Source organism: Parabacteroides caecihominis (assembly GCF_023656785.1).
Classification (GTDB): domain Bacteria; phylum Bacteroidota; class Bacteroidia; order Bacteroidales; family Tannerellaceae; genus Parabacteroides; species Parabacteroides segnis.
In genome coordinates this window covers 21,984-43,243 of sequence record NZ_JAMOKS010000042.1, presented here as the reverse complement: position 1 = coordinate 43,243, position 21,260 = coordinate 21,984, and the positions used below count along the sequence as shown (strand labels likewise).

13 protein-coding genes are annotated in these 21,260 nt (G+C 42.4%); all 13 read right to left on the bottom strand.

Annotated features, from left to right (window positions below):
- Nucleotides 1-6: 6 nt before the first annotated feature.
- The 13 genes from NBH14_RS24680 to NBH14_RS24620 all read right to left on the bottom strand — a co-directional run bounded on the left by NBH14_RS24680 (nt 7) and on the right by NBH14_RS24620 (nt 21,207).
- On the bottom strand, nt 7-3,339 hold the full coding sequence (locus NBH14_RS24680) for a SusC/RagA family TonB-linked outer membrane protein (protein WP_186958513.1): 3,333 nt from the start codon (nt 3,337-3,339) through the stop codon (nt 7-9).
- Between the two features lie 169 nt (nt 3,340-3,508).
- Nucleotides 3,509-4,534, bottom strand: coding sequence for a FecR family protein (locus NBH14_RS24675; protein WP_186958514.1), 1,026 nt, complete (start codon nt 4,532-4,534; stop codon nt 3,509-3,511).
- Nucleotides 4,535-4,605: 71 nt separating this feature from the next.
- Nucleotides 4,606-5,184 (bottom strand): RNA polymerase sigma-70 factor, encoded by a 579-nt coding sequence (locus NBH14_RS24670; RefSeq protein ID WP_186958515.1) that lies wholly within the window; start codon nt 5,182-5,184, stop codon nt 4,606-4,608.
- Nucleotides 5,185-5,329: 145 nt separating this feature from the next.
- Complete coding sequence (locus tag NBH14_RS24665; RefSeq protein WP_007655849.1) at nt 5,330-6,004, bottom strand: SGNH/GDSL hydrolase family protein; 675 nt, start codon at nt 6,002-6,004, stop codon at nt 5,330-5,332.
- A gap of 56 nt (nt 6,005-6,060) precedes the next feature.
- A complete protein-coding gene (locus tag NBH14_RS24660; protein WP_186958516.1) occupies nt 6,061-7,071 on the bottom strand; it encodes a nucleoside hydrolase in 1,011 nt (336 codons plus the stop codon).
- A 170-nt stretch (nt 7,072-7,241) separates the two neighbouring features.
- On the bottom strand, nt 7,242-9,356 hold the full coding sequence (locus tag NBH14_RS24655) for a nucleoside hydrolase (RefSeq protein ID WP_186958517.1): 2,115 nt from the start codon (nt 9,354-9,356) through the stop codon (nt 7,242-7,244).
- Between the two features lie 24 nt (nt 9,357-9,380).
- The gene (locus tag NBH14_RS24650; RefSeq protein ID WP_186958518.1) at nt 9,381-10,847 is read right to left on the bottom strand and encodes a RagB/SusD family nutrient uptake outer membrane protein; all 1,467 of its coding nucleotides are present in this window, start codon (nt 10,845-10,847) and stop codon (nt 9,381-9,383) included.
- Between the two features lie 26 nt (nt 10,848-10,873).
- On the bottom strand, nt 10,874-14,347 hold the full coding sequence (locus NBH14_RS24645; RefSeq protein ID WP_250817827.1) for a TonB-dependent receptor: 3,474 nt from the start codon (nt 14,345-14,347) through the stop codon (nt 10,874-10,876).
- A 154-nt stretch (nt 14,348-14,501) separates the two neighbouring features.
- Nucleotides 14,502-15,755 (bottom strand): FecR family protein, encoded by a 1,254-nt coding sequence (locus tag NBH14_RS24640; RefSeq protein ID WP_186958520.1) that lies wholly within the window; start codon nt 15,753-15,755, stop codon nt 14,502-14,504.
- 24 nt (nt 15,756-15,779) lie between these two features.
- Nucleotides 15,780-16,334, bottom strand: coding sequence for an RNA polymerase sigma factor (locus tag NBH14_RS24635; protein WP_250817826.1), 555 nt, complete (start codon nt 16,332-16,334; stop codon nt 15,780-15,782).
- A gap of 285 nt (nt 16,335-16,619) precedes the next feature.
- Nucleotides 16,620-17,768: a Gfo/Idh/MocA family protein gene (locus NBH14_RS24630; RefSeq protein ID WP_250817825.1), complete on the bottom strand. Its 1,149-nt coding sequence runs from the start codon at nt 17,766-17,768 to the stop codon at nt 16,620-16,622.
- Between the two features lie 115 nt (nt 17,769-17,883).
- The gene (locus NBH14_RS24625) at nt 17,884-18,906 is read right to left on the bottom strand and encodes a nucleoside hydrolase (RefSeq protein WP_186958522.1); all 1,023 of its coding nucleotides are present in this window, start codon (nt 18,904-18,906) and stop codon (nt 17,884-17,886) included.
- A gap of 15 nt (nt 18,907-18,921) precedes the next feature.
- A complete protein-coding gene (locus tag NBH14_RS24620; protein WP_186958523.1) occupies nt 18,922-21,207 on the bottom strand; it encodes a family 20 glycosylhydrolase in 2,286 nt (761 codons plus the stop codon).
- Nucleotides 21,208-21,260 lie beyond the last annotated feature (53 nt).

Genomic DNA, 21,260 nt, shown 5'->3' with positions numbered 1-21,260 from the left:
TGTATATTAGAAGGTTATATTTATTCCAATTGAATTTGTACATACCTGCGGATAATGAGAACCACGGCCAGAAGGAGCTTCCGGATCGATATTAACCGGCAGGTTATCAAACTTAAACAAGTTTTCACCTGAATAATAAATCTTGGCACGTGAAACGCCAATTCCTTTCAACCAGTTATCCGGCAGATTATATCCGAACTGGATGTTTTTGACACGTAAATAATTTGTCTTAAAGATCCAGAATGTAGAATAGTTACTCGGACTACTGCTGGTTCGGTCTGACTCCGCAACACGCGGGAAGGTTCCATCCGGATTTTCAGGCGACCAGGCATCAAACCAGGCTGTCGAAGGATGTGAACTATCTCCTGTAAATTCACCAAATACTTCATTGTTAAAATAACGTGACACACCGCATGCTCCCTGCATAAATACCGACAGATCAAAATTTTTCCAGGAAGCAGATAAATTCAGACCGAAAGTAACATTTGGTTGCTCTGATCCGGAGACATCACGGTCGGCAGAAGTTAGCTTACCGTCTCCATTGACATCTTTGTATTTAATATCACCGGCTTTAAATGCATTACCAAACGGATTACCGTATTTTTCAGTATAAGCATCAGCCTCTTCCTGACTTCTAAACAAGCCGTCAGCAACATAACCATAAAATGATTTATAGGCAGAGCCTACCCGATTGATAAAATAGGCATTATCTTTATCCAACATTTCATTGACACCACCCAGATTCAGAATTTCATTTTTATTCACAGCCATATTCCCTGTTGCTGAGAATTTCCAGTCATTCCATTGTTTACGGAAAGCTGCTGTCACTTCAAAACCTGAATTACGCATGGCTCCCACATTATCTTTATACGGATCTAATCCAAAACTACCGGGAACAGGCACATCCATAATAATACCGGTTGTTTTACGATTGTAATAATCGACTGTAAAATCCAGGCAAGAAAGTACGCTCAAATCAAAACCGATACCCCAGTTTGACGACTTTTCCCAGGAAATGGTAGATAATTTCTGAGCTTTCTGCATAATACCAGTGTTTACATTTCCGTCAAAAGGATAGTTACCCCCGCTACTTGAACCAATCGCATAAGTTATTAACCAAGGATAATAATCATCCAATGCCTCCTGGTTTCCAAGCTGGCCCCATGATGCACGGACTTTCAGTGATTGCATCCAGTCATTGGCTCCTTCCATGAAACCTTCTTCAGACAAACGCCATCCGGCTGAAAGAGATGGAAAATATCCCCAACGGTTATCCGGACTGAAACGGGAAGAAGCATCCGCCCTGAAATTCGCCTCGAACAAGTATTTTCCTGCATAGTCATAATTGATACGTCCAAAATAAGACATCATAGCCAATTCACGGGAATAACCTTCGTTTGTCTGGGTTGACTGGGTACCGGCATTAATATCCGTCATATCATTATTCGGGAAACTCTGACGATAAGCCTTCGTATACTTATAATTATATTTTTCAATACGATAGCCGGCCATTGCTTTCAGGTTATGATTCCCGAAACTTTTGTCATAATTGACCAACAGATCCAATGAAGTACGGTCCCATAGGTAAGTACGTTCATCCAATGAGTTGGGACCATGATATTTGATCGTATTGTATTGAATATCCTTGACAAATTCTTTTCTATCCTGAACATCGGATACATACGCTCCCTGCGCTGTAAATTTCAGACCTTTCATTATGTTATAATCAACAGCCAGGATACCAGAGAAATTCTGATTGTTACGATTCAATGTCTGATCCAGATCCAGCCAGGCTACAGGATTTCCGTCACCGATGGTACCATACGTTCCATCTTCATTCTTATAAGGTATCCAGGGAGCGATACGATTCAACTGACGGATAATCTGGTCGGAACCGCCTCCTACATACGAGTTCGTCGGGTCTGCATAATCGTTATGAATAAACGACATATTCGCACGCACATTAATATGATCCGATAATTTGGCATCCAAATTGGTTCGCATATTGAACTGCTCACGGTTACTGTGTTTCATAATACCATTTTGATTCAGGTAACCGACAGAAGCCATATACTTTATATTTTCCGAGCCACCTGACAGGTTGATATTATGTTGATGCATAAAGCCATTTCCCGCGAAACCCAAATCATTCCAATCGGTATCAGGATGTCCGTAAGGATCGCTGCCGTCACGAAACAACTTAATATCTTCTTCAGTAAAGCGGGGGGCTTTACCACTTGACTCCAATGCTTTATTGTAATAAGTAGCAGCATCAGCGGAGTTCATTCTTTCGATAAAACCGGTTGCTGTCTGCCAACCGAAAGTAGCATTATAAGAAACAACAGGACGCCCGGAAACACCACGCTTTGTTGTAATCAGAATTACCCCATTGGCTGCTTTCGAACCATAAATTGCAGCAGAAGCCGCATCTTTCAGTACAGAAATAGACTCAATATCATTCGGATCAATCTGATTCATAGAACCGGACTCTATTCCATCGATCAATATATAGGGGTCTGAATTGTTTAATGTACCCGTACCACGTACACGGATACTGGTGTTATCACTGGAACCCGGACGCCCCTGACCGGATGTAATGGTCAGACCGGGAACGATTCCCTGGATACCGGATGCAACAGATGTAATAGGGCGTTGTACCAGTTCCTGACTGGAAATAGAAGCAACAGATCCCGTCAGATTGACTTTTTTCTGAGCACCATATCCAACAACGATAATTTCTTCCAGCTTCTGTGTATCTTCCATCAATTTAATATTGAATGTTGATTGGTTGCCTACTGAAACAAATTGTTCTGTATAACCAATATAAGAAATACTTAAGGTTGAACCGGCAGACACATTCAATGTAAAATTACCATCCAAATCAGTTACTGTACCGTTTGTTGTTCCTTTTTCCACCACATTTGCCCCAATAACAGGTTCGCCGGCAGCATCGACAACGGTCCCTTTTACAGTCCGATTCTCTTGCTTCTGAGCAACAGATGTTGCTTTCAATGTCAACACAATCAGGTTTTCCTTTTCTTTTTTATAAGTGATATCCGTACCATACAATAGTTTATCCAATACATCTTCTATCGGAGCATCCTTTACCGACAGGGACACTACTTTATCCAGACTGGATAAATCTTCATTATAGAAAAACTGATAATTACCTGAACGTTCGATAGCCTTCAAAGCCTGACGTAAAGTTTGTTTTTGTATACTTATCGATATCTGTCCCAAAAGGGAGGGAGATATCAACAATATAAATAAAACTAATCTAACCCAGCTAAATTGCCGTTTTTTAAGGACATAAATAGTCCTGCTAATTAAATAATTCATAAATTTGTAGAGATTAAAGGTATTTATTAATTGCACTTGTTATTTGCGAGATACCGAAGTGCGGTTTATAAATTACAGTAGGGGATGGTGTCTGGCACTATCCCTTTTTTTATCATTCTATCCAGTGTTTTCCATATCCCAATATTTAAGTGTTAAACAAATTATTTATCTATTTCAATGCTTTTTCATAATAAGCTTTCTGTTTTACATTTTCCCGTAAAATAATCATACTATCCCTTACTTCATAAGACAAAGGAGAAGTCAGAGATAATATCTGCAATATACTTTCCAGACTGGTATTACCTGGAGTTCCTGTGAAACGATATTTTTTCAATGTTTCCGATTCGAATACAATCCGGGTATTATAATATCGTTCCAGCGTATGAACAATGTTTTCAAATGTCTCACCGTTAAATGTCAGTGCATTATATTTCCAATTGATATAATCACCGGTATTCTCTACAGTACTTTTTTCCATATGTCCGGTCTGTTTATTGAAAACGATCCTTTCATTCGGATTTAAGACAAGACGATCATAGTCTGATGTAACTTCCACTTTGCCGGTCATGAGGACAGTTGAAGCATCTTTCTCTTCTTCATAAGATTTTACATTAAAACTGGTTCCTAATGCACGGACAGCCAGTTCGTCCGTCTCTACAATAAATGGACGGTCCTTATCTGGCGTCACTTCAAAATAGGCCTCCCCCTCCAAAGACAAAACTCTCTCTTTTTGATTGAATCGGCTACCATAAGACAACCGGGAATCCGAATTAACCCAAACCTTCGATCCGTCAGGGAGTACAACATTTGCCTTTTGTCCTTTCTCTACAGAAACAATCATATCAGGCATAATCATCTGGCTCATGGTATAATAATACACAGACAAGCCCGTCATCAACAATAATAAAATAACAGAAGCAACACGGGCGGACCACAGATAGAGTTTGCGAGGTCTATTCTCTTTTTCCGGCAAACACGTCCTATCTATCTGACTGATCTTTTCTTTTATCTGTCCAAACAACTTCCGTTGTAATTTCGTATCCATTTCTGAAGCCGCTGCATTCCATTCCTCCTCCGCCCAATCCTGAAAAGAGCCTTCGCTTTTCAGCCATTGGATAAGAACCTGAATTTCTTCTGTAGAAGCCTGCTTCAACAGGAACTTATCAAATAATTGTATGTAATCAGTCTTTTCCATTTTATTGTGTCTATTAGGTATACAGGCTACAGATACAAATCCGTTACCTGCCCTCGTGTATTTAACTTTTATTAATCAATTAATAAATAAAGGAGTAAAGAAACAGATAAACCGTAGTGTTGATTTATCCGGCTGCGCATGAATGAAATGGCCTTGGTTAACTGTGATTCCACCGTATTTTCCGAAAGGTTGAGTTTTTCTGCAATTTCCTTATTAGTCAGCATATTCCGGCGGCTTAGAACAAATATCTCTCTACGGGCAGGAGGCAGTTGGTCTATTAATGAGTCAATGTATTCTTCCAGTAAGTGATAATCGACTTCTTTTTCAGTTGTGTTTTCTGTTGGTTCGGAGGCTATTACTTTTTCCTGATAGAGCTGTTCCAGCATTCTGTGCTGATAAATATTTACGAGTTGATTTTTGGCTATTGTACAAAGGTAAGCTCCAAACGATTTTCCGGGATCAAGAGACTCCTTCCCTTCCCAAACCTTGATAAATACAGCTTGTACTATTTCCTCCGCCAGATAACTATCCCCTTTCGAAATACGCATAACAAAGTTGTAGAGTTTACCGCTCCAAACAGTATAAAGATATTCAAAAGATGTAATGTCTCCTTTCCTAAGATTACAGATGTGTTGTGATTCCTTATCCATAACGTATGCAGTTACCTGTGCAAAGGTAAAAGAATTATCAAATGACAAAACAAAAAACAGAAAAAAGGGTATCCGTTGGATACCCTCATCTTTCATTTTAGTAGTTATGGATTAAAAAACTGTTTTTTTGATCAAAGAATCAACGCTAGTACCGTTTCAACACCGGCAGAAGTATATTTTCCATGACCTTATATCCCTCCGCATTAGGATGTACCCCATCTCCGGAATACTTTTCAGGTAATCCATTCCTTTCGTCTGCCATTTTAGAGTGATAATCTACATAGGTAATTCTATTACGGTCTGCATATGCTTTAAGCATTTTATTCAGCTCAATAATTTTTTCCGCCGGCTCCAATCCCTTATGCCAACTAAAGTCATAAGCAGGTAAAACAGAACAAAGAATCACATCTATCTTATGAAGTTTCGCCAATTCAATCATAGAAACAATATTTCCCTTGATATTTTCCAAAGAGATATAACCGTTATTCTCCGCAATGTCGTTAGCTCCGGCAAGGATTACTACCGCTTTAGGTTTAAGGTCGATCACATCTTTACGGAAGCGAACCAACATTTGAGATGTGACCTGTCCGCTGATTCCTCTAGCTATAAACTCATTCTTCTTAAAGAACAACGAATCGGCATACCACCAACCTTCGGTAATCGAATTTCCTATAAATACAACTTTCGAAGGTGTTTTTACAGTCTTGTTCTGTTCTGCATACCGTTCGAAATTGGCCCAGTCGACTGCCTGTTGGCCAAATAATGAAGTTGTGGCCAATACACAAATACTTAGTATCAACCATTTTTTTACGTTTTTCATACTACTATTTTTATTAAGTTACATTATTACTAATTCAATCCTTGATGTGTTAACAATTAAAGTTTGGCTTTTTTTATTAGTAAATGATCCATCATGATATTATAATAATTATCATCATCGCATAACCGATATATCACGAAATGTTTTCCATCGGCGGCATCTGTAAATGTATTACGTCCCGTTTCAGTATCTATGGCTATATTTACACGTTTGAAACCTAACCGGTTGATTTTTCCGCAAGCATATCCGGCACACCATACCCCAAAAGGATCCCAAGCATGACGACCGTTTTGAGTCCCGAACGCGACCAATGAACGAGTTACAATATCACTCTTATCTATATCCACAGCCTGTAATTGACCACCGCACCTGAGTATTCCCCCCACTTCATTTGTAAAAAATAGTATCGGATAAGGCCAGGTCTTACTTACATAATCAATAGCCAATCTGGCTTCTTTAGTAAAGAAGAAATTGTTACAACGCCCTTCAGGATAAGTTCCACCGACGATATACAACTGTCCGCATTTTTGTTTTACTAACTCAAGCCCCGGCAAATCAGAATATTCATCCGGTTGGCTTTTCAACAGAGCTTCTATATTTGTCGTATACCCGGTAGTGACAATATCCACAGGAGTATGGCTTTCGGATAATATTTTTCTATACATTTTTACAGCCTCATACGCATTTACATTACCGTCATTATATGCTGCCATCAGGTCCCAATAAGGAGATTCATCCGGATTGTCTGCCATACTTTTTCCGATCAATACATCCGGTTTATTCTCATATAGCAGGAACCCCCTCAAAGCTTCCAGATTATTCTTTCCGACTATTGAATATGCAATGCCTTTTAAGTCGATAGTACCATCATCATCAAGAGCTGTTGCAATCCTTACCGCACATACATCATCCACATCCGTACACATATCAACATCCAATATCATTTCCTTTCCGGGAGTGGTATTCAAATACAGTTCATCCACGTTTCTGTCTTCCAGCCGATTCTCGTACGTCTTACAACCGGTCAAAAAGAAGACCAACAGAATTATTTTCAATTTATCTTTCATCTCGTATTTCATTTTTTATCCACTCGTCACCGAAGGGTAATTAATATTAAGGCAGACAGAGCGCAGATTATAGCAAAGATTTAATAAAATAAATTTGCGTTTATCTGCGTCTTCTGTTCTGTCTGCGTTTTTTACATGATCTCAGAATTTAAAGGTATATATCTTTTTCTTTATTTTTTACAGTCTATTTCCAAAATGGTGCCTTCAATATTACGATGACCATTTTTATTATAATAATAAACCACAAGAACTCTATTATCTTCCAGCATAATCGGCCAAGGATAACCTAGATCCGGTCCATCACCATCATCACGAAGTATAAATTCTTCGGAAATGGCATAATCCGTACATTCTGCATTCAAAATTCTTGCCCGGATGCCAAAAGGCTTGTGACGATAGCCATATGTCAGCAGCACACGATTGTCAGGGAGCCTCAGAGCCGCCAAAGGATGCCCCTGGAATTGCATTGATTTCCATTTAAAAGTCTTTCCTCCATCGGTCGACCTGGCAATACATGCATGATCGTACAAAGTAGTCCGCAGAAAACCGACTATGTCTCCCTTCGGCGTTTCATAAACGGAAGCTTCATTGAATGCAACACTATCATCGGTAGCAACCAGTCCGGAATACTGCCAGGTTTCACCTTTATCCTCAGATACAAGTAAATGATTACTGGTTTTTCCTAACGGGGCAAGATCATGACCTGCCACAATCCAATAAATCTTGCCGTTTTTACCTTCGTACATAGCCCCTCTATTATAAGTCGGCAGAGGTTCCCCCGTTGCGCTGATATAAATTTCCGAATCCAGCGTTGGAGGAATAATCGGATCTTCCCATGTTTTCCCCTTATCAAAAGAGCGCAAGATATATCCTCCTAAAAATGCAATTTCGCCTCCATGCCAACTCTCATGCAAAACAGGTTTTCCTAAATTGTCTATCCCCTCCTGAGAAGAAAAAGCCCATCCGTAACTGGCACAAAGTAAAGTTCCGTCCTTTAATTTCAGTAAACAAGGATCCTGTGAACCTCCAAATGGATGGGCGTAGATTAATTCCGGATCTTTCGTCCAGTTTTCACCATCATTCGAATGAACCTGTACCAAATAACTGTTAGGATCGACATGCGCATTCCCAGGTTCACCAAAAACTCTTCTGTCCGGAGCACGCCGGAATGCCACCGTATACTCATTGGGGCCCATCTTTACAGCCGAAGGAAATGTTGCATGAAATTTAGGATCTTCATAAATAACCACATCTTTTACTTTTCGTATCTGTGGCTGTGCTGCCGCTTGCTGTCCCTCTGGGACATTACAACCTAAAGCATTCCAAAACTCATTCTCCATTTTCTCCGCATCGATATTCGTATATATATCGACCTTTCTTTTGGTTGTGCCCGGAGGAGTATCTACCTTCTTTTCTTCCGCCCATTCCGGATTTGTAATCGCATAAATAAGAGCGACATCCCACATGGTCCAGGAAGAAGTCATATTATCTCCAATCCTTTTTCTCCACCGATCCGCTATAAAAGTACCTATACCTTCCACCTTTTCAAGCTTATTGATCGAATGAGCGTTATGAAAACGCAGTAATCCACTTACGTTATTAGGCATAATATGGAACTCCAAATCTTCTGCATCGCAAAGAAGATCAAAGGCCTCCAAGTCATTAGCCACATTAAATTCATGTTCGCCTATCCATAAATCCTTCTCAAAATCATAGGTTTGCCCAAGCCAATAAAGCGCTATCTTTTTAGCTATTTCAGGCTTCACCATTACAGCAGATGCTACATTCGTTAGGGCTCCGGTACTAATGATTGTCAACTTTTCGCCCGGAGGCAAGTCTGAAGCTTTGCGGATAATAAAATCCGTTGCCTCACTTTTGCGGGAGTTGTTTTCAGGACTCCCTTTTTTATAAACGATCTTCCTCTCACTTCCAACAGGCAAAGGGAGGTCTGTCCGGTCTAATAACTGCACCAATACGGCATTCATCAGCCAACTGGTATAGGCAGAATTATCATTCCACCAAGGATCATGTCCTTCCCGCACCGTATTATTCCTTCCATCCCATTGCGCAGCAGTCATTCCGATGACTTCCAGCTTAGGCGACTTCAACGCAGCAGTAATGGCTAGCAAGTCATCCAGTTCATTATCCGTATCGGCATCAATAATCACGTTTCGTACTTGAACATGCCGGGGAAGTGATGTATTTTCCCCAGCATTCTGTTCTTGTTTACAACCAAACAGACCAATACCAATACTTATTATCACACTAACAAGTAAATATCTCATCCCTATATTCTATTTTTATGAGAATCAGTCGCCCCAGCCGGGAGTTTGTCCGACTTGCGGTTCACGAGTCAATACAGTCAAGCTAAGTGGCCATAACAACATGTGATCCTGCCCTTTCTTATTATTTAATGAAGGCACTATATCAAATGCTTTTCCGAATCGTATGAGGTCCCACCATCTTTTTCCTTCAAAAACCAATTCAAGCAACCTTTCTTTCAGAATCTCGTCGTCATTCAATTCTTTAGACCGGTTCACAAAGATGTGTTTGTCAAAATTATCACCATACGCTCTCTTTCTAATCAGGTTCATCTCTTCAGACGGATCCTGTCCCAGTGCATTCTTGGCTTCTGCCTTCATAAGCAGCACGTCTGCCAGGCGATATAAAACGAAATCACTCCTGAAATATCTCTGACCATTTTGTACGACACCCCGCCCTTTACGAATCAAAGCCGGATATATCATCTCATTATTTTCACCATATCTCACCCCATCGACAAACGAAGCCTCTTTCCGGCTATCGTCATCTGTAAATTGATTTTTAACCAAATCGCTTACAGTCCAAGCCATACCATTCCCGGTAGTACCTATCACCTCTCCGCTAATCGGATCTATCATACCGCCGTCTGCTCCGGAATAGTTATCCTTAAAATAATTCTCCCCACCATCATAAATAGTGTTTGCAATAGACATGATTATCTCCTCATTGCTTTTATTACCAAATTCAAACAGATCGGCAAAATTCGGAAGCAACGCCACATCAGCCTTCAGCACCTCATTGCAAGCCGCTAAAGCAGTCTCCAAATCGGCATTTCCTCCGCCGCACCGTTTAGCTGTCCACAAATAAACATCAGCCTTCAACGTATTGGCAAACGGCTGGGAGAAACGGTTCCTGGAAGCCCAGAAGGTATTGTCCTGGAACAAAGCGATTGCATTATCCAAATCCTCTTTTATCACTTTGAAAACCTCCTCCACTGTAGCCCGGCCTTTCTGTACGGTTTCCGGATTGTAACCTTCGGTAGGTTCTACCCGGAGCGGAACTCCGCCCCAGGTCTTAACCAACACAAAATACAGATAAGCCCGCAATGAATAAGCCTCTGCTAACAAGTTATTTTTTGTGGCCTCAACCGCATCGATACGAGGTATATATTTAATAAGCAGATTCGCCTCATTCACAATCTTATAGAGTGAAGTCCAGTCGGGTCCCGGTAATTCCTGGCTCAATGTATTTTTATAATACCGCTCATAGATATCCCCTGTGACTGCCCTCGTAATCACATCACTTCTGGATTCTCCCAACGTAAACAACTCACCACACGACATATCCCGGAGTTGTACATACGAATGCGTCAAGACCCCTGTTGCATCATCTTGATTCGTCCAAAAAGACTCGTTTGTAATAGCACTCACCGGCTTCTGATTCAACAGATCCCCACATGATGAGCAAAACACCAGAACAAACAGGCATATAAATAAATGACTATACTTATTCATAACTTATCGAGTTTTACGAAATTAAATTAAAATGTAGCTGATACGCCGAAAATCACATTTCTGGGAAGCGGATAACGCCCTGCATCTTTTCCTCCGAATTCGGGATTCGCACCAGAATATTTTGTAAAATAATGAAGATTATTTCCGGTTACATTCACTTTCAGGTTCTGAAAAATTTTATTCATAACACCTGTAAGCGGCAATCTATAGCCCAACGTAAGTTCTCTGATGCAAAGGTAATTACCTGATTCATAAAATTCAGAATTCATCATACCCAATCCATACCAATCGCCACCTCTCCACAAGTTATAATCTTCATTCGGTATATACACCGGAAGTGCTGCTACGTCTCCTTGATTTTTCCAGCTCTTGTCGATCATTTCCTGCGGTATATTGAGGTTACCTGCCCAGCGTCCACAAAGGAAGATCTTCTGTTCGTTAAAGATAGTATGTCCGGTCATATAGTCCATACGCAGGTACAAATCGAAATTCTTCCAACTCCAGGAGCTTGAAATACCGCCTGTCCACTTCGGATACGTATTACCCATATAACAAATATCTTTCTCATTGATTTCGCCATTTCCATCGGCATCATACCAGCGAGTATCACCACCGTATTTGGTCTTGTCTTCATATGGGTCCATCATATCAACCACAGGGTCAGCCTTCGCTTCCTCATCGGTAGCATAGATTCCCAACGACTTCCAAGCAAAGAGATCACCGATCCGGCCACCTTCCTGAAGACCACCTACCCAGTCGTAATCATTGATTTCCGGATTCCAAGCATAATAACCTCCTACCCGGTTTCTTTCCACTCCGTTTTCCGGGAGTTTACGAATTTTGGTTTTCACATGAGAAGCGTTGAAACCTAACTCCCACTGTAATTCGGATTTTTTCGGCATTACCTGCACCTTTACCTCGACTTCGATACCCCGGTTATTCAGGCTACCGTAGTTCGTAGTAATCACATCAAAACCGGACGACAAAGGCATCGGCAACTGCGTAACCAAATTATCGGTCCTACGATTGAAATAATCGAAAATAACATCCACACGTTGATCGAACAAACCGACATCCACACCGACATCGAATGTTTTTGATTCTTCCCATTGCAAATCTTCATTCGGCAAAACCGTATTCGCAATTCCGTTTACCCACATATACCTTCCCTGGCCAACAGAGTATTCACCCTGCGCCGTATACGGTCCCATACCGGTAATATTACCATTGACACCATAACTACCTCTCAGTTTCAAACGGAAAGCATCTGCATTCATATCTTTCCAGAAAGCTTCTTCATGTACATTCCATCCGAGAGAAGCGCCGGGGAAGAATCCCCATTTATGCTCTCTACCCAGCATGGAAGAAGCATCGTAGCGGGCATTCACCGACAACAGATAACGCTGTTTGTAGTTATAATTGATTCTTCCGAAATAACCCAGCATAATCTGCTTCGACAAATTACTGCTCATATGCTTGTAATTGGAAACCGCATTCAACGTCGGTATCAAGTCGGTCAACGCACCATCTCCACTGGCCGACATACCGTAGCTCGACTTGAAATAGTAGGAATAACCAGCCATGACATTCAGATGATGATCTGTAAAGTCTTTATTGTATGTCAATACGGCATCAGCCTGTGTCTGCCACCATTTAGAATAACTGGCACTAGCCGGGCGCACAGTATTCAGGTTGTTCACACCATCCTTGTAAGAGGGAGTAAAGCTATAACTATCCGCAGCTTCTTTCCAGATAGAGAATGTCGGCGCGAATGTCAGGCCCGGAATAATCTCCCAGTTTCCATCGAAGATAAACGTAATATTCTCATCGCTATTCTTATTGGTATTTCGATGCAAATGATAAGCCGGGTTTCCGTTCCCTTTGATACCGGGAGAAAGCGTACCGTCTTCGAAAGTATATTTCGTTGTCGGCGCCTGTCCGATGGCACGAGCAAAGATACTTGTTTCATTCACACCATTATTGGTATATTTACTGTAGGAAGCACGTCCGCCGACCTTCAGGTTAGGACGCAGTTTCACTTCTCCACCTAAGTTAAATGTCAAACGATCGTAATGAGTGGTGATAACGGTACCCTCATTCGTCATATAGCCTGCACTGGCATTGAAAGTAGCCGTTTCGGAACCACCCGAAATGTTGACATTATGATTGTGTGAAACACCTGTACGGAACAACACGTCCTGCCAGTCCGTTCCTTTGAAGATGATCGTTTTCGACGGATCAACCGGGTCGGGCATACTTTCCCATCCTTCGTTCAACTTATGCTGGTTTTCCGGAGTCAGATATTGTGTCGTATAGGTTGTATTCGCTGTCAGGTCGTTACCTGTACCGGCACCTGTAGCCGTATAAAGATCATTCAGGCCGAATCCCCAGCGCTGATCGGCAATCTGATGTCCGATACGGCTATAATAGATATAGTCGCGGGCAGATGCCATATCATATCTCTTTCCTACTTTGGAAAGTGTAAGGTCATATTTATAAGTGATACTGGTTTTCCCGGCTTTACCGGTTTTCGTTGTAATCAGAACAACACCGTTTGATCCGCGTGCACCATAGATGGCAGTGGATGCGGCATCTTTCAGTACCTGCATAGACTCGATATCATCCGAATTAATACCATCAATGTCGTTGCGGATCACGCCGTCTACGATATAAATCGGATCGGCGCCATCGGGGTTATTGATAGAGGTACCGCCACGCACAATGATACGGGGGCTTGCACCCGGCTGTCCGGTCGTTGACTGTACTCTGACACCGGATACGGTTCCTTGCAACGCTGTAACAAGGTTGGCATAAGGTACGCTCTCGAGCGCCTTCGTATCCATTTTGGAGACAGAAGTAGTCAATGTAGCCCTTGACTGTGTGCCATATCCAATGACAACGACTTCATCCAGAACTGTATTTAGCTCCAAAGTGACATTCAACATGTTTTTTCCGTTTACAGCTACTTCGCGTGCCTGCATACCCACAAAAGAGAACTGCAATACAGCATTCTTAGGTACACCGCGCAACTCAAAACGGCCGTCCAGGTCGGTAATGGTACCATGCGTCGGATTAGCTTTCTCCACAACAGTTGCTCCGATAACAGGTTCTCCTGCTTTATCCTGAACAACGCCTGTCACATCAATGCGCTCTACCTGCGCAACCGCGGGCAGTTGAACGGAATTCGAATTGTTTTTTGCTGCAACGCCGATGAACACCTGACGGTCGTCGATCGAATAAGCGTTTCCGGTTTGCAGCAATACTTGATCGAGTATTTTATCGATCGTCTGGTCTTTCACATTAATACTGACTTTTTTCTTTAGGTTAACCGCCTTGTCACTATAGAAAAAAACATACTCGCTATTTTTTTCTATCATTTTGAATACTTCTTCCAGGGTATTGTTGTCTGCTTCCAAGGTTAACAAAGTGGACTGCGAATAACTGCTTGCGGCATTCGCGAAACATATACCTGCTATGAAGAATAGGTTTATCAGTTTCATAATCCGAATAAATCTACTAAAAACGGCATGCGTATGGCTGCCTTTTAAATTATTTATCATACATTTGTATTGATTTAAGTTGATACTCTGTGAAATTTTCAATTTGAATCATGCCGGATAATGTAGGGGTATGTTATCCGGTTTTTTATACTCTTTACTCCATAGGCTTGCTGTTTAAGGGGGTTACGCTAAAATAATAGCAATCATCTTGTTTCACGAATTTTACGGGAATCATCTTGGTTAATCCATTCAAGATTTTTTCCATATCATCCTTCAAATCCAGTTTACCCGAGCAAGTCAGGCGTTCCAATTCCGGCTCCCATCGGATCGGTTTTCCATAATAATCCGACAATCGCTGCAATATGACAGACAGACGTTCTTTTTTATATTGCAACAAACCGTCTTTCCAGGATATATAATCATATACATCTACAGTCTGAATGTCCACATCACCGGTCGATGTGCACCGGAACCGCTGATTGGGAATCAACTCGGCTTTCCGACCTGTTTCCGTACGAACATGAACGGAGCCTGTCACTAATACGACATCATCCGTCTTTTCATTACCATACGACTTGACATTAAAGGAAGTACCCAACACCTCGACAGCCATCCGGTCTGTTTTCACAACAAAGGGATTACCTTCGTTGCGGGTTACGTCGAGAAAGACTTCGCCATCTACATAGATCTCCCTCTTATCGCCTTTGAACGACACGGGAAATATGACATGCGACCCGGCATTAACCCAAAGTTTGGTGCCGTCGGACAGCAACAAGGTGGAATGTTTGCCTTTAGGCACGATCAACTGGTTATAGGTGACTGTCGCCTCTTTCTCTTCTTTATTGTCAACTGCCTTTTTATCCTTATTTCCTTCCATCACCGTCTGGGAATTGACCTTTATTTCTCCTTTATCGTCATATTTGACATCTGTATTGTCTTCTTCAAATCTCATTTGTTTGTTGTCCGACAACACCAAGCAAATCTCTGATCCTGGCTGTACATTCTTCTCTTTTTTGAAAGCGGCAATCATATCAATCATATTATCTCCCTGCTGGTTGCTTTCATAAAAGAAATAGAACGATACACCCAGCAAAATGAAAACACATGCCACAGCCGAGAAACAGGCGGCATAAAGCGTGCGTATTTTTTTCTTTAGCGAACTTTTATTTTCTATTTCTATTTTGCTCCACAATGCTTCTTTTTCTTTACGAAGAAGTTTTTCTTTGCGGGAGTTCACCACTTCGATAAAAAAAGCTGCTTCTTCAAAATCCTGAGCCGACAGATTACCGCTTTGTATCAGAAAATCCCAAAACTCGCGGCTCTCCTGTGTAGGATGCAAGATAGATGATATGAAATAATCATCCTGCAATAATTCATCTACTGTATATTCCTTATATTTCTTCTCCATCTTGTTTATCCAATAATCAGTTTATCAAAAACGAACAAATATATCATTATGCATGAGTTCTCTAATCTTCAGAATAGAGCGATGAACCAGGTTACGAACGGATTGGTTGTTCATGTGCATCAGCTCGCCTATTTCGTCGTACGACATTTCTTCTACATAGCGATAATAGATCACTTCGTTTTGCTTGGGCGACAAGACCTGCAAAAGTTTTTTCACCCGGGCGACATTATTGCTGGCAGCTTCGTTTTTCAAGTACTGGTCTTCTACGGAATATTCCGTTTGAAAAACAGGTTCTATTGTCTCTATCTGATAATATTCAACACTTTTTTTGAACAGATCGAACAGTTCGTTTTTCAACGATACAAAGAGGTAACTTTTTATATTATTTACTTTCCTTTGTTTGGAACGATCTTTATATAGAGAGATAAAAACCTCCTGAATACAATCTTTAACCGACTCGCGGTTGGTGGTAAAGTGCACGCCGTAAGCGAATAAGTCGTCTATATACAGATTGTACAACTCTGTATATGCACGGTCGTCGCCTTTAAGAAAGCGCTTCCATAGACTATCTATGTGCATCTGGTCGCTCATTTTCCTTTATTTATTATACAGACTTTAATATTAAAAAATTGTACTCAATTTCTTACTGAAATTTTTCAAATTTTATATCCAACAGGGGAAATAAGTCAGGGAACTGCCTACATTAGCCATTCCTTAGGAGTAGAGTATCACTGGAGGCAGAATTTACATAAATGCAGCCGATCTGTCACAGACTGGCTGCATCGGTTATCACACAACTCTATAGCATGAAAAAAAAATGTAAAAATGTATTACTCAGAGTCTATTTTATAAATGTGGAAATGTTTAATCGAATACTGGTATCTTCAATAACTCGCCGTCGTGCATAGCCGATTTGTGGGCAATGATACCAGGGATGGTGTAAGCCAGCGCTTCATGTACGTCGACCCCGGGCTTGCGGTTTTCCACAAGCGAGCTAATGAACTCGTGGGTAATGAAACAATGCGAGTTGCCGTGTCCGCTGATATGGCTGATCTTTCCGGGCAGGCCAGTCTTCCAAAAGGGCTTCATTTCGACAAAGTGCATTTCGGGTTCGTCGACAACGAAGCCACCTTCATCTTTACCCTGCATTTCGCTGGAGACTACCTGATGCGAACCCAGGCCTTTATATTCGGAATAGTAACTCATTTTGTCGCCATGCCATTCACCTCTTTCAACGCCTACCAGCGCACCTCTCCAGCATACCTCGCCCATGAAGGAGTTGCCCTTGTCGGTGCGGAAAAGTGCAGTCTCATTCCAGAAGGGATTATTAAAAGGGTTGTTGTTCAACAACGGGCTTCCATCGCCCCAACCGTTGCAGGTTACGCTTCTCAGCCTTTCTCCGGTGACGGCAATCAGGAAAGAAGTAACATGCGTAGGATATAGCATAGGTGGAAGGCCATGTCGCCAGGTCGGTTTCTTGTTGTCGTCGAAATACAAGGTTTCCAGGCCGGGATGATAGTACTGAGCCGCACTGCTGAAGATGTTTCCGAACTTGCCCGCGCGATAGAACTCCTGTGCCATCATGGTTTCTTCGCGGTAGGTGGTTGTTTCAGCCATCATGTAAGTGAGTCCGGAGCGTTTCACGGCTTCAAACAACTGATGGCATTCTTCTTCGGTCATGGCGGCCGGAACAGCACAGAGCACGTGTTTGCCGGCCTTCAGGCACTGGATCGTGTGGCGCACATGGTCAGGTGCCGGGGTGAAAAGGGCTACGGCTTCGACTTTGGGGTCGCGGAGCAGTTTTTCCAGTGATTCGTATGATTTTTTACATTGGTAGACTTCCATCAGCTTGTTTCTTCTTTGAGTGTCCAAATCACTCACAGCCTCAACGATGCAGTTGGGGTGTTCATGGAAGAAGAAACCTAAACCGAAATTGCCGCCAACTACGCCTAGACGGATTTTCTTATCCGAAGCGAGTGGTTTGGCAAATGCGAAATGTGGCGAAACGCACATGGCTGTTGTGGCCAGTCCGAACTGGCTTATGAACTGTCGTCTGTTTATCTTTTCCATATTCTTTTATTTATTTAAAAATGTGTTTTAAATGGGTATTAAATAATTCGGTCAGCAATTAAAGTTTGGCTTTTTTGATTAACAAGTGATCCATCATGGCATTATAATAATTTTTGTTGTCGCATAGCGGATAGATGACAAAGTGCTTTCCATCGGTTGCATCGGCAAATGTATTGCGACCCGTTTCGGTATCTATGAATATATTTACTCGTTTGAAGCCCAGCCGGTTGATTTTACCACAGGCATATCCGGCACACCATACGCCGAAAGGATCCCAGGCAAGCCGTCCGGTATCGGTTCCGAATGCGTATAAGGCACGGGTTACGATGTCTTTGCGTTCGGTGTCTACCTGTTGCAAGCCGGCGCCGCATACGAGCAATCCGCCTACATCGTTTGTGAAAAAGAGTATCGGATAGGGCCAATGCTTGCTGATATAATCTGCCGCCGTACGGGCTGCGGGGGCAAACCAGATGTTGTTGCAACGCCCTTCCGGATAGGTAGCACCTACGACGTAGAGTTGTCCGCATTTTCTTTTGACGAGTTCCTGGCCCGTAAGCCCGGAGTATTCGTCAGGTTCACTTTTCAGCAGGCACTCGATGTTGGTGGTGTAGCCGGTTGTAACGATATCGACCGGGGTATCGCTTTCGGCGAGTATTTTGCGGTACATTTTTACAGCTTCGCAGGAATTCACCTTGCCATCGCTATATTCGGCCATCAGATCCCAGTAGGGTGATTCTTCAGGCGGGTTGGCTACCGCGCTTTTTCCTATCAATACATCGGGCTTGCCTTCGTGAAGGAGAAAACCGCGTAAAGCATCGAGGTTATTGGGACCGTTTACGGAAAAGGCTACTCCTTGCAGGTCAATGATGCCGTCGTCGTCGAGTGCTGTTGCGATCCGCAGGGCACAAGCGTCGTCTACATCGGTACACATGTCGACGTCGACGATCATTTTTTTATGGGGAGTTGTATTCAGGAAGAGTTCGTTCGGATTTCTGTTTATATTCAAATCCGTCTGACTTCCGTCGGTTTGGCAACTTCCCAACAGGGTGGCTGCCAATAATAGTTTATATATGTGCTTCATGGTTTGTACAAAATTTTAATTGCTTTTTATCCACTCGCCACCGGAAGGCGGAAGGTATTGAAAATCGATTGGGTACCAGCAGGTGGCAAATCCTTCTTTCAAGCGGTTGGAAAACACGAGGTCGAAGGCATGAACACCTTTTTCGAGGGCGATTTGCGTCTTTTTCTCGTAAAAGCGAGAAGAGATGGAATTACAGATTAATAGTTTTCCTGCAATCCACAACTCATCCGCGTTCGATTTAAAAGTGTAAATACCCGTCTCTGGTACTTCGATTTCGCCGGAATAGCATGCCAATCCGGGAGTTTTGAAATCGAATTTATTGTTATTATATGCAGCAAAAGAGTTTATTATTGTATCTGTTTCGTATACGGCTTTTGCAAAATCGTTATGATCCTTAAAAAGGCCGTTTGCCTGCTGAAGGCGGATTCGTCCGTTGCAAATACCGTCAATAGCGGGTATAGGTGTTTGCTTTTTAACGTTTATAGTGCGTATCGGACTAAGTTTGCCGCTTGCTGTCTTTGTACAGACTTTCAGCGTACACGGCTGGTGCAGTACTAACCGTTCCGGCAAAGAGGGAGCATGCATGTCGGGAGTTGCTCCGTCCGTCGTATAGACCATAGGCAGGGAACGGCTGTTTTTAAATTCCAAAACGACAGAATCTCCAGTAAAGACTTTGTTGGTCGTCAACTCTCCTTCCGGAAGCGGAATGTGGTAATTGATGCCTTTTAAATCCAAACGGACCTGCATGTTTTCCAGACGGCGTAGGAAGTCGTCCCAGTTTTTCTTTTCGGGTGTTGTCCAGGCTGTTTCCGCCAAAGCCACGGTCCGCGGATAGAGCATGTATTCCAACAGTTCTCCGGAGGTCGTCCATTCACTCCATAAGCATGCTTGGGTACCGATTACATGTTTTCTTTTGTCGGGAGCTAATTCTTTTGGAAGCGGCTCGAATTCATATACGTCTTTCAAGTAAGACTGTCCGCCCATAGCAGCCGGCTCTACTTCATCGGCGCCTTGTGCAGCACATAGGTAAAGCCCGTCGGCCATGGAGGCCATAACAACATCATGGCCTGTGGCTGCTGCCTTGGCTCCGCATTCAGTGCCTTTCCAGCTCATCACGGTTGCATCTTCAGGTAATCCGCCTTCCAGAATTTCCTCCCAACCGATCATGCGTTTACCCAACGTTCCGGAAATAAAACGCTCCATCCGCTTGATGGCATAGCTTTGTAATTGTTCTTCTACAGAATGCTCCGGAGTTGGGCGGAGGTTCAGCCTTTGGGCTAACGCTTGGCAACGGGGGCATGTTTGCCAATATCTCTTAACGCATTCGTCTCCTCCGATGTGCAAATAGCGGGCTGGAAATAGTTCGGCTATTTCCGTCAATACATTTTCCATAAAGGCGAACACGGAGTCGTTGCCTACACAAAAGACATTCTCTTCATAGCCAAAGACCTGTTCACTTTTAAAAGGTCCGCCACTGCATGACAATTCGGGGAAAGGAACCAGGGCCGACAAACTGTGTCCCGGGAACTCTATCTCGGGTATCACTTCTATATGATGACGGCCAGCGTAGGCTACCAGTTCTTTTATATCTTCTTTTGTATAATAGCAAGGTCCGTATAACTCTTCATTATATGTTTCCTGTACGGCAGAATATTCAACCAGTTGCGGATACTTATCGATAGCGATACGCCATCCCTGATTATCCGTCAGATGCAAATGCAGACGGTTCAGTTTAAGCATAGCCATCACGGATATCTGTTTTTTCAGTTCTTCCACGGTAAAGAAATGGCGGCTCACGTCTATCATCACTCCTCTGTAACTGAACCGTGGATGGTCTGCAATTTTAACAGCAGGAACAGATAGTTTCATTTTCAATGGTTTCACACTTTCGATTTCTGCCGGTAAGAGTTGGAAGAATGTTTGTATAGCATAAAACATACCCTTTTCTGTGGCGGCCGAAAGTGATATTTGCCGGTCGTCTACTTCTATTTCGTATCCTTCTTCTCCCAGGTTTTCATTCGTTTTGAACCTAATGCAATTATTGGAAGAGTTATCCGAAAAAGAGAGTTTATATCCGCTTGCTTCTTCCAGCTTATTCATTAATATAGAGGCTTCTTTTTCCCAATCACCATTTTTCAGTGATAAGGTGGTCGAGTTGCTGATAGGAAAGACGCCTTGTCGAACTTCCAGCTGTAAGGGTTCCGGTATGATATGTATTCCGGAATTGTACACTTTATCTTCCACAGAAAGATGGCAGGATATGAAAGAATAAAAAAACAGATATACGAAGTATCTTTTCATTTTGAGTTATATCTTACATGTTAGGAGTTATAAAGCGGAGGGAGGTCTGTCGA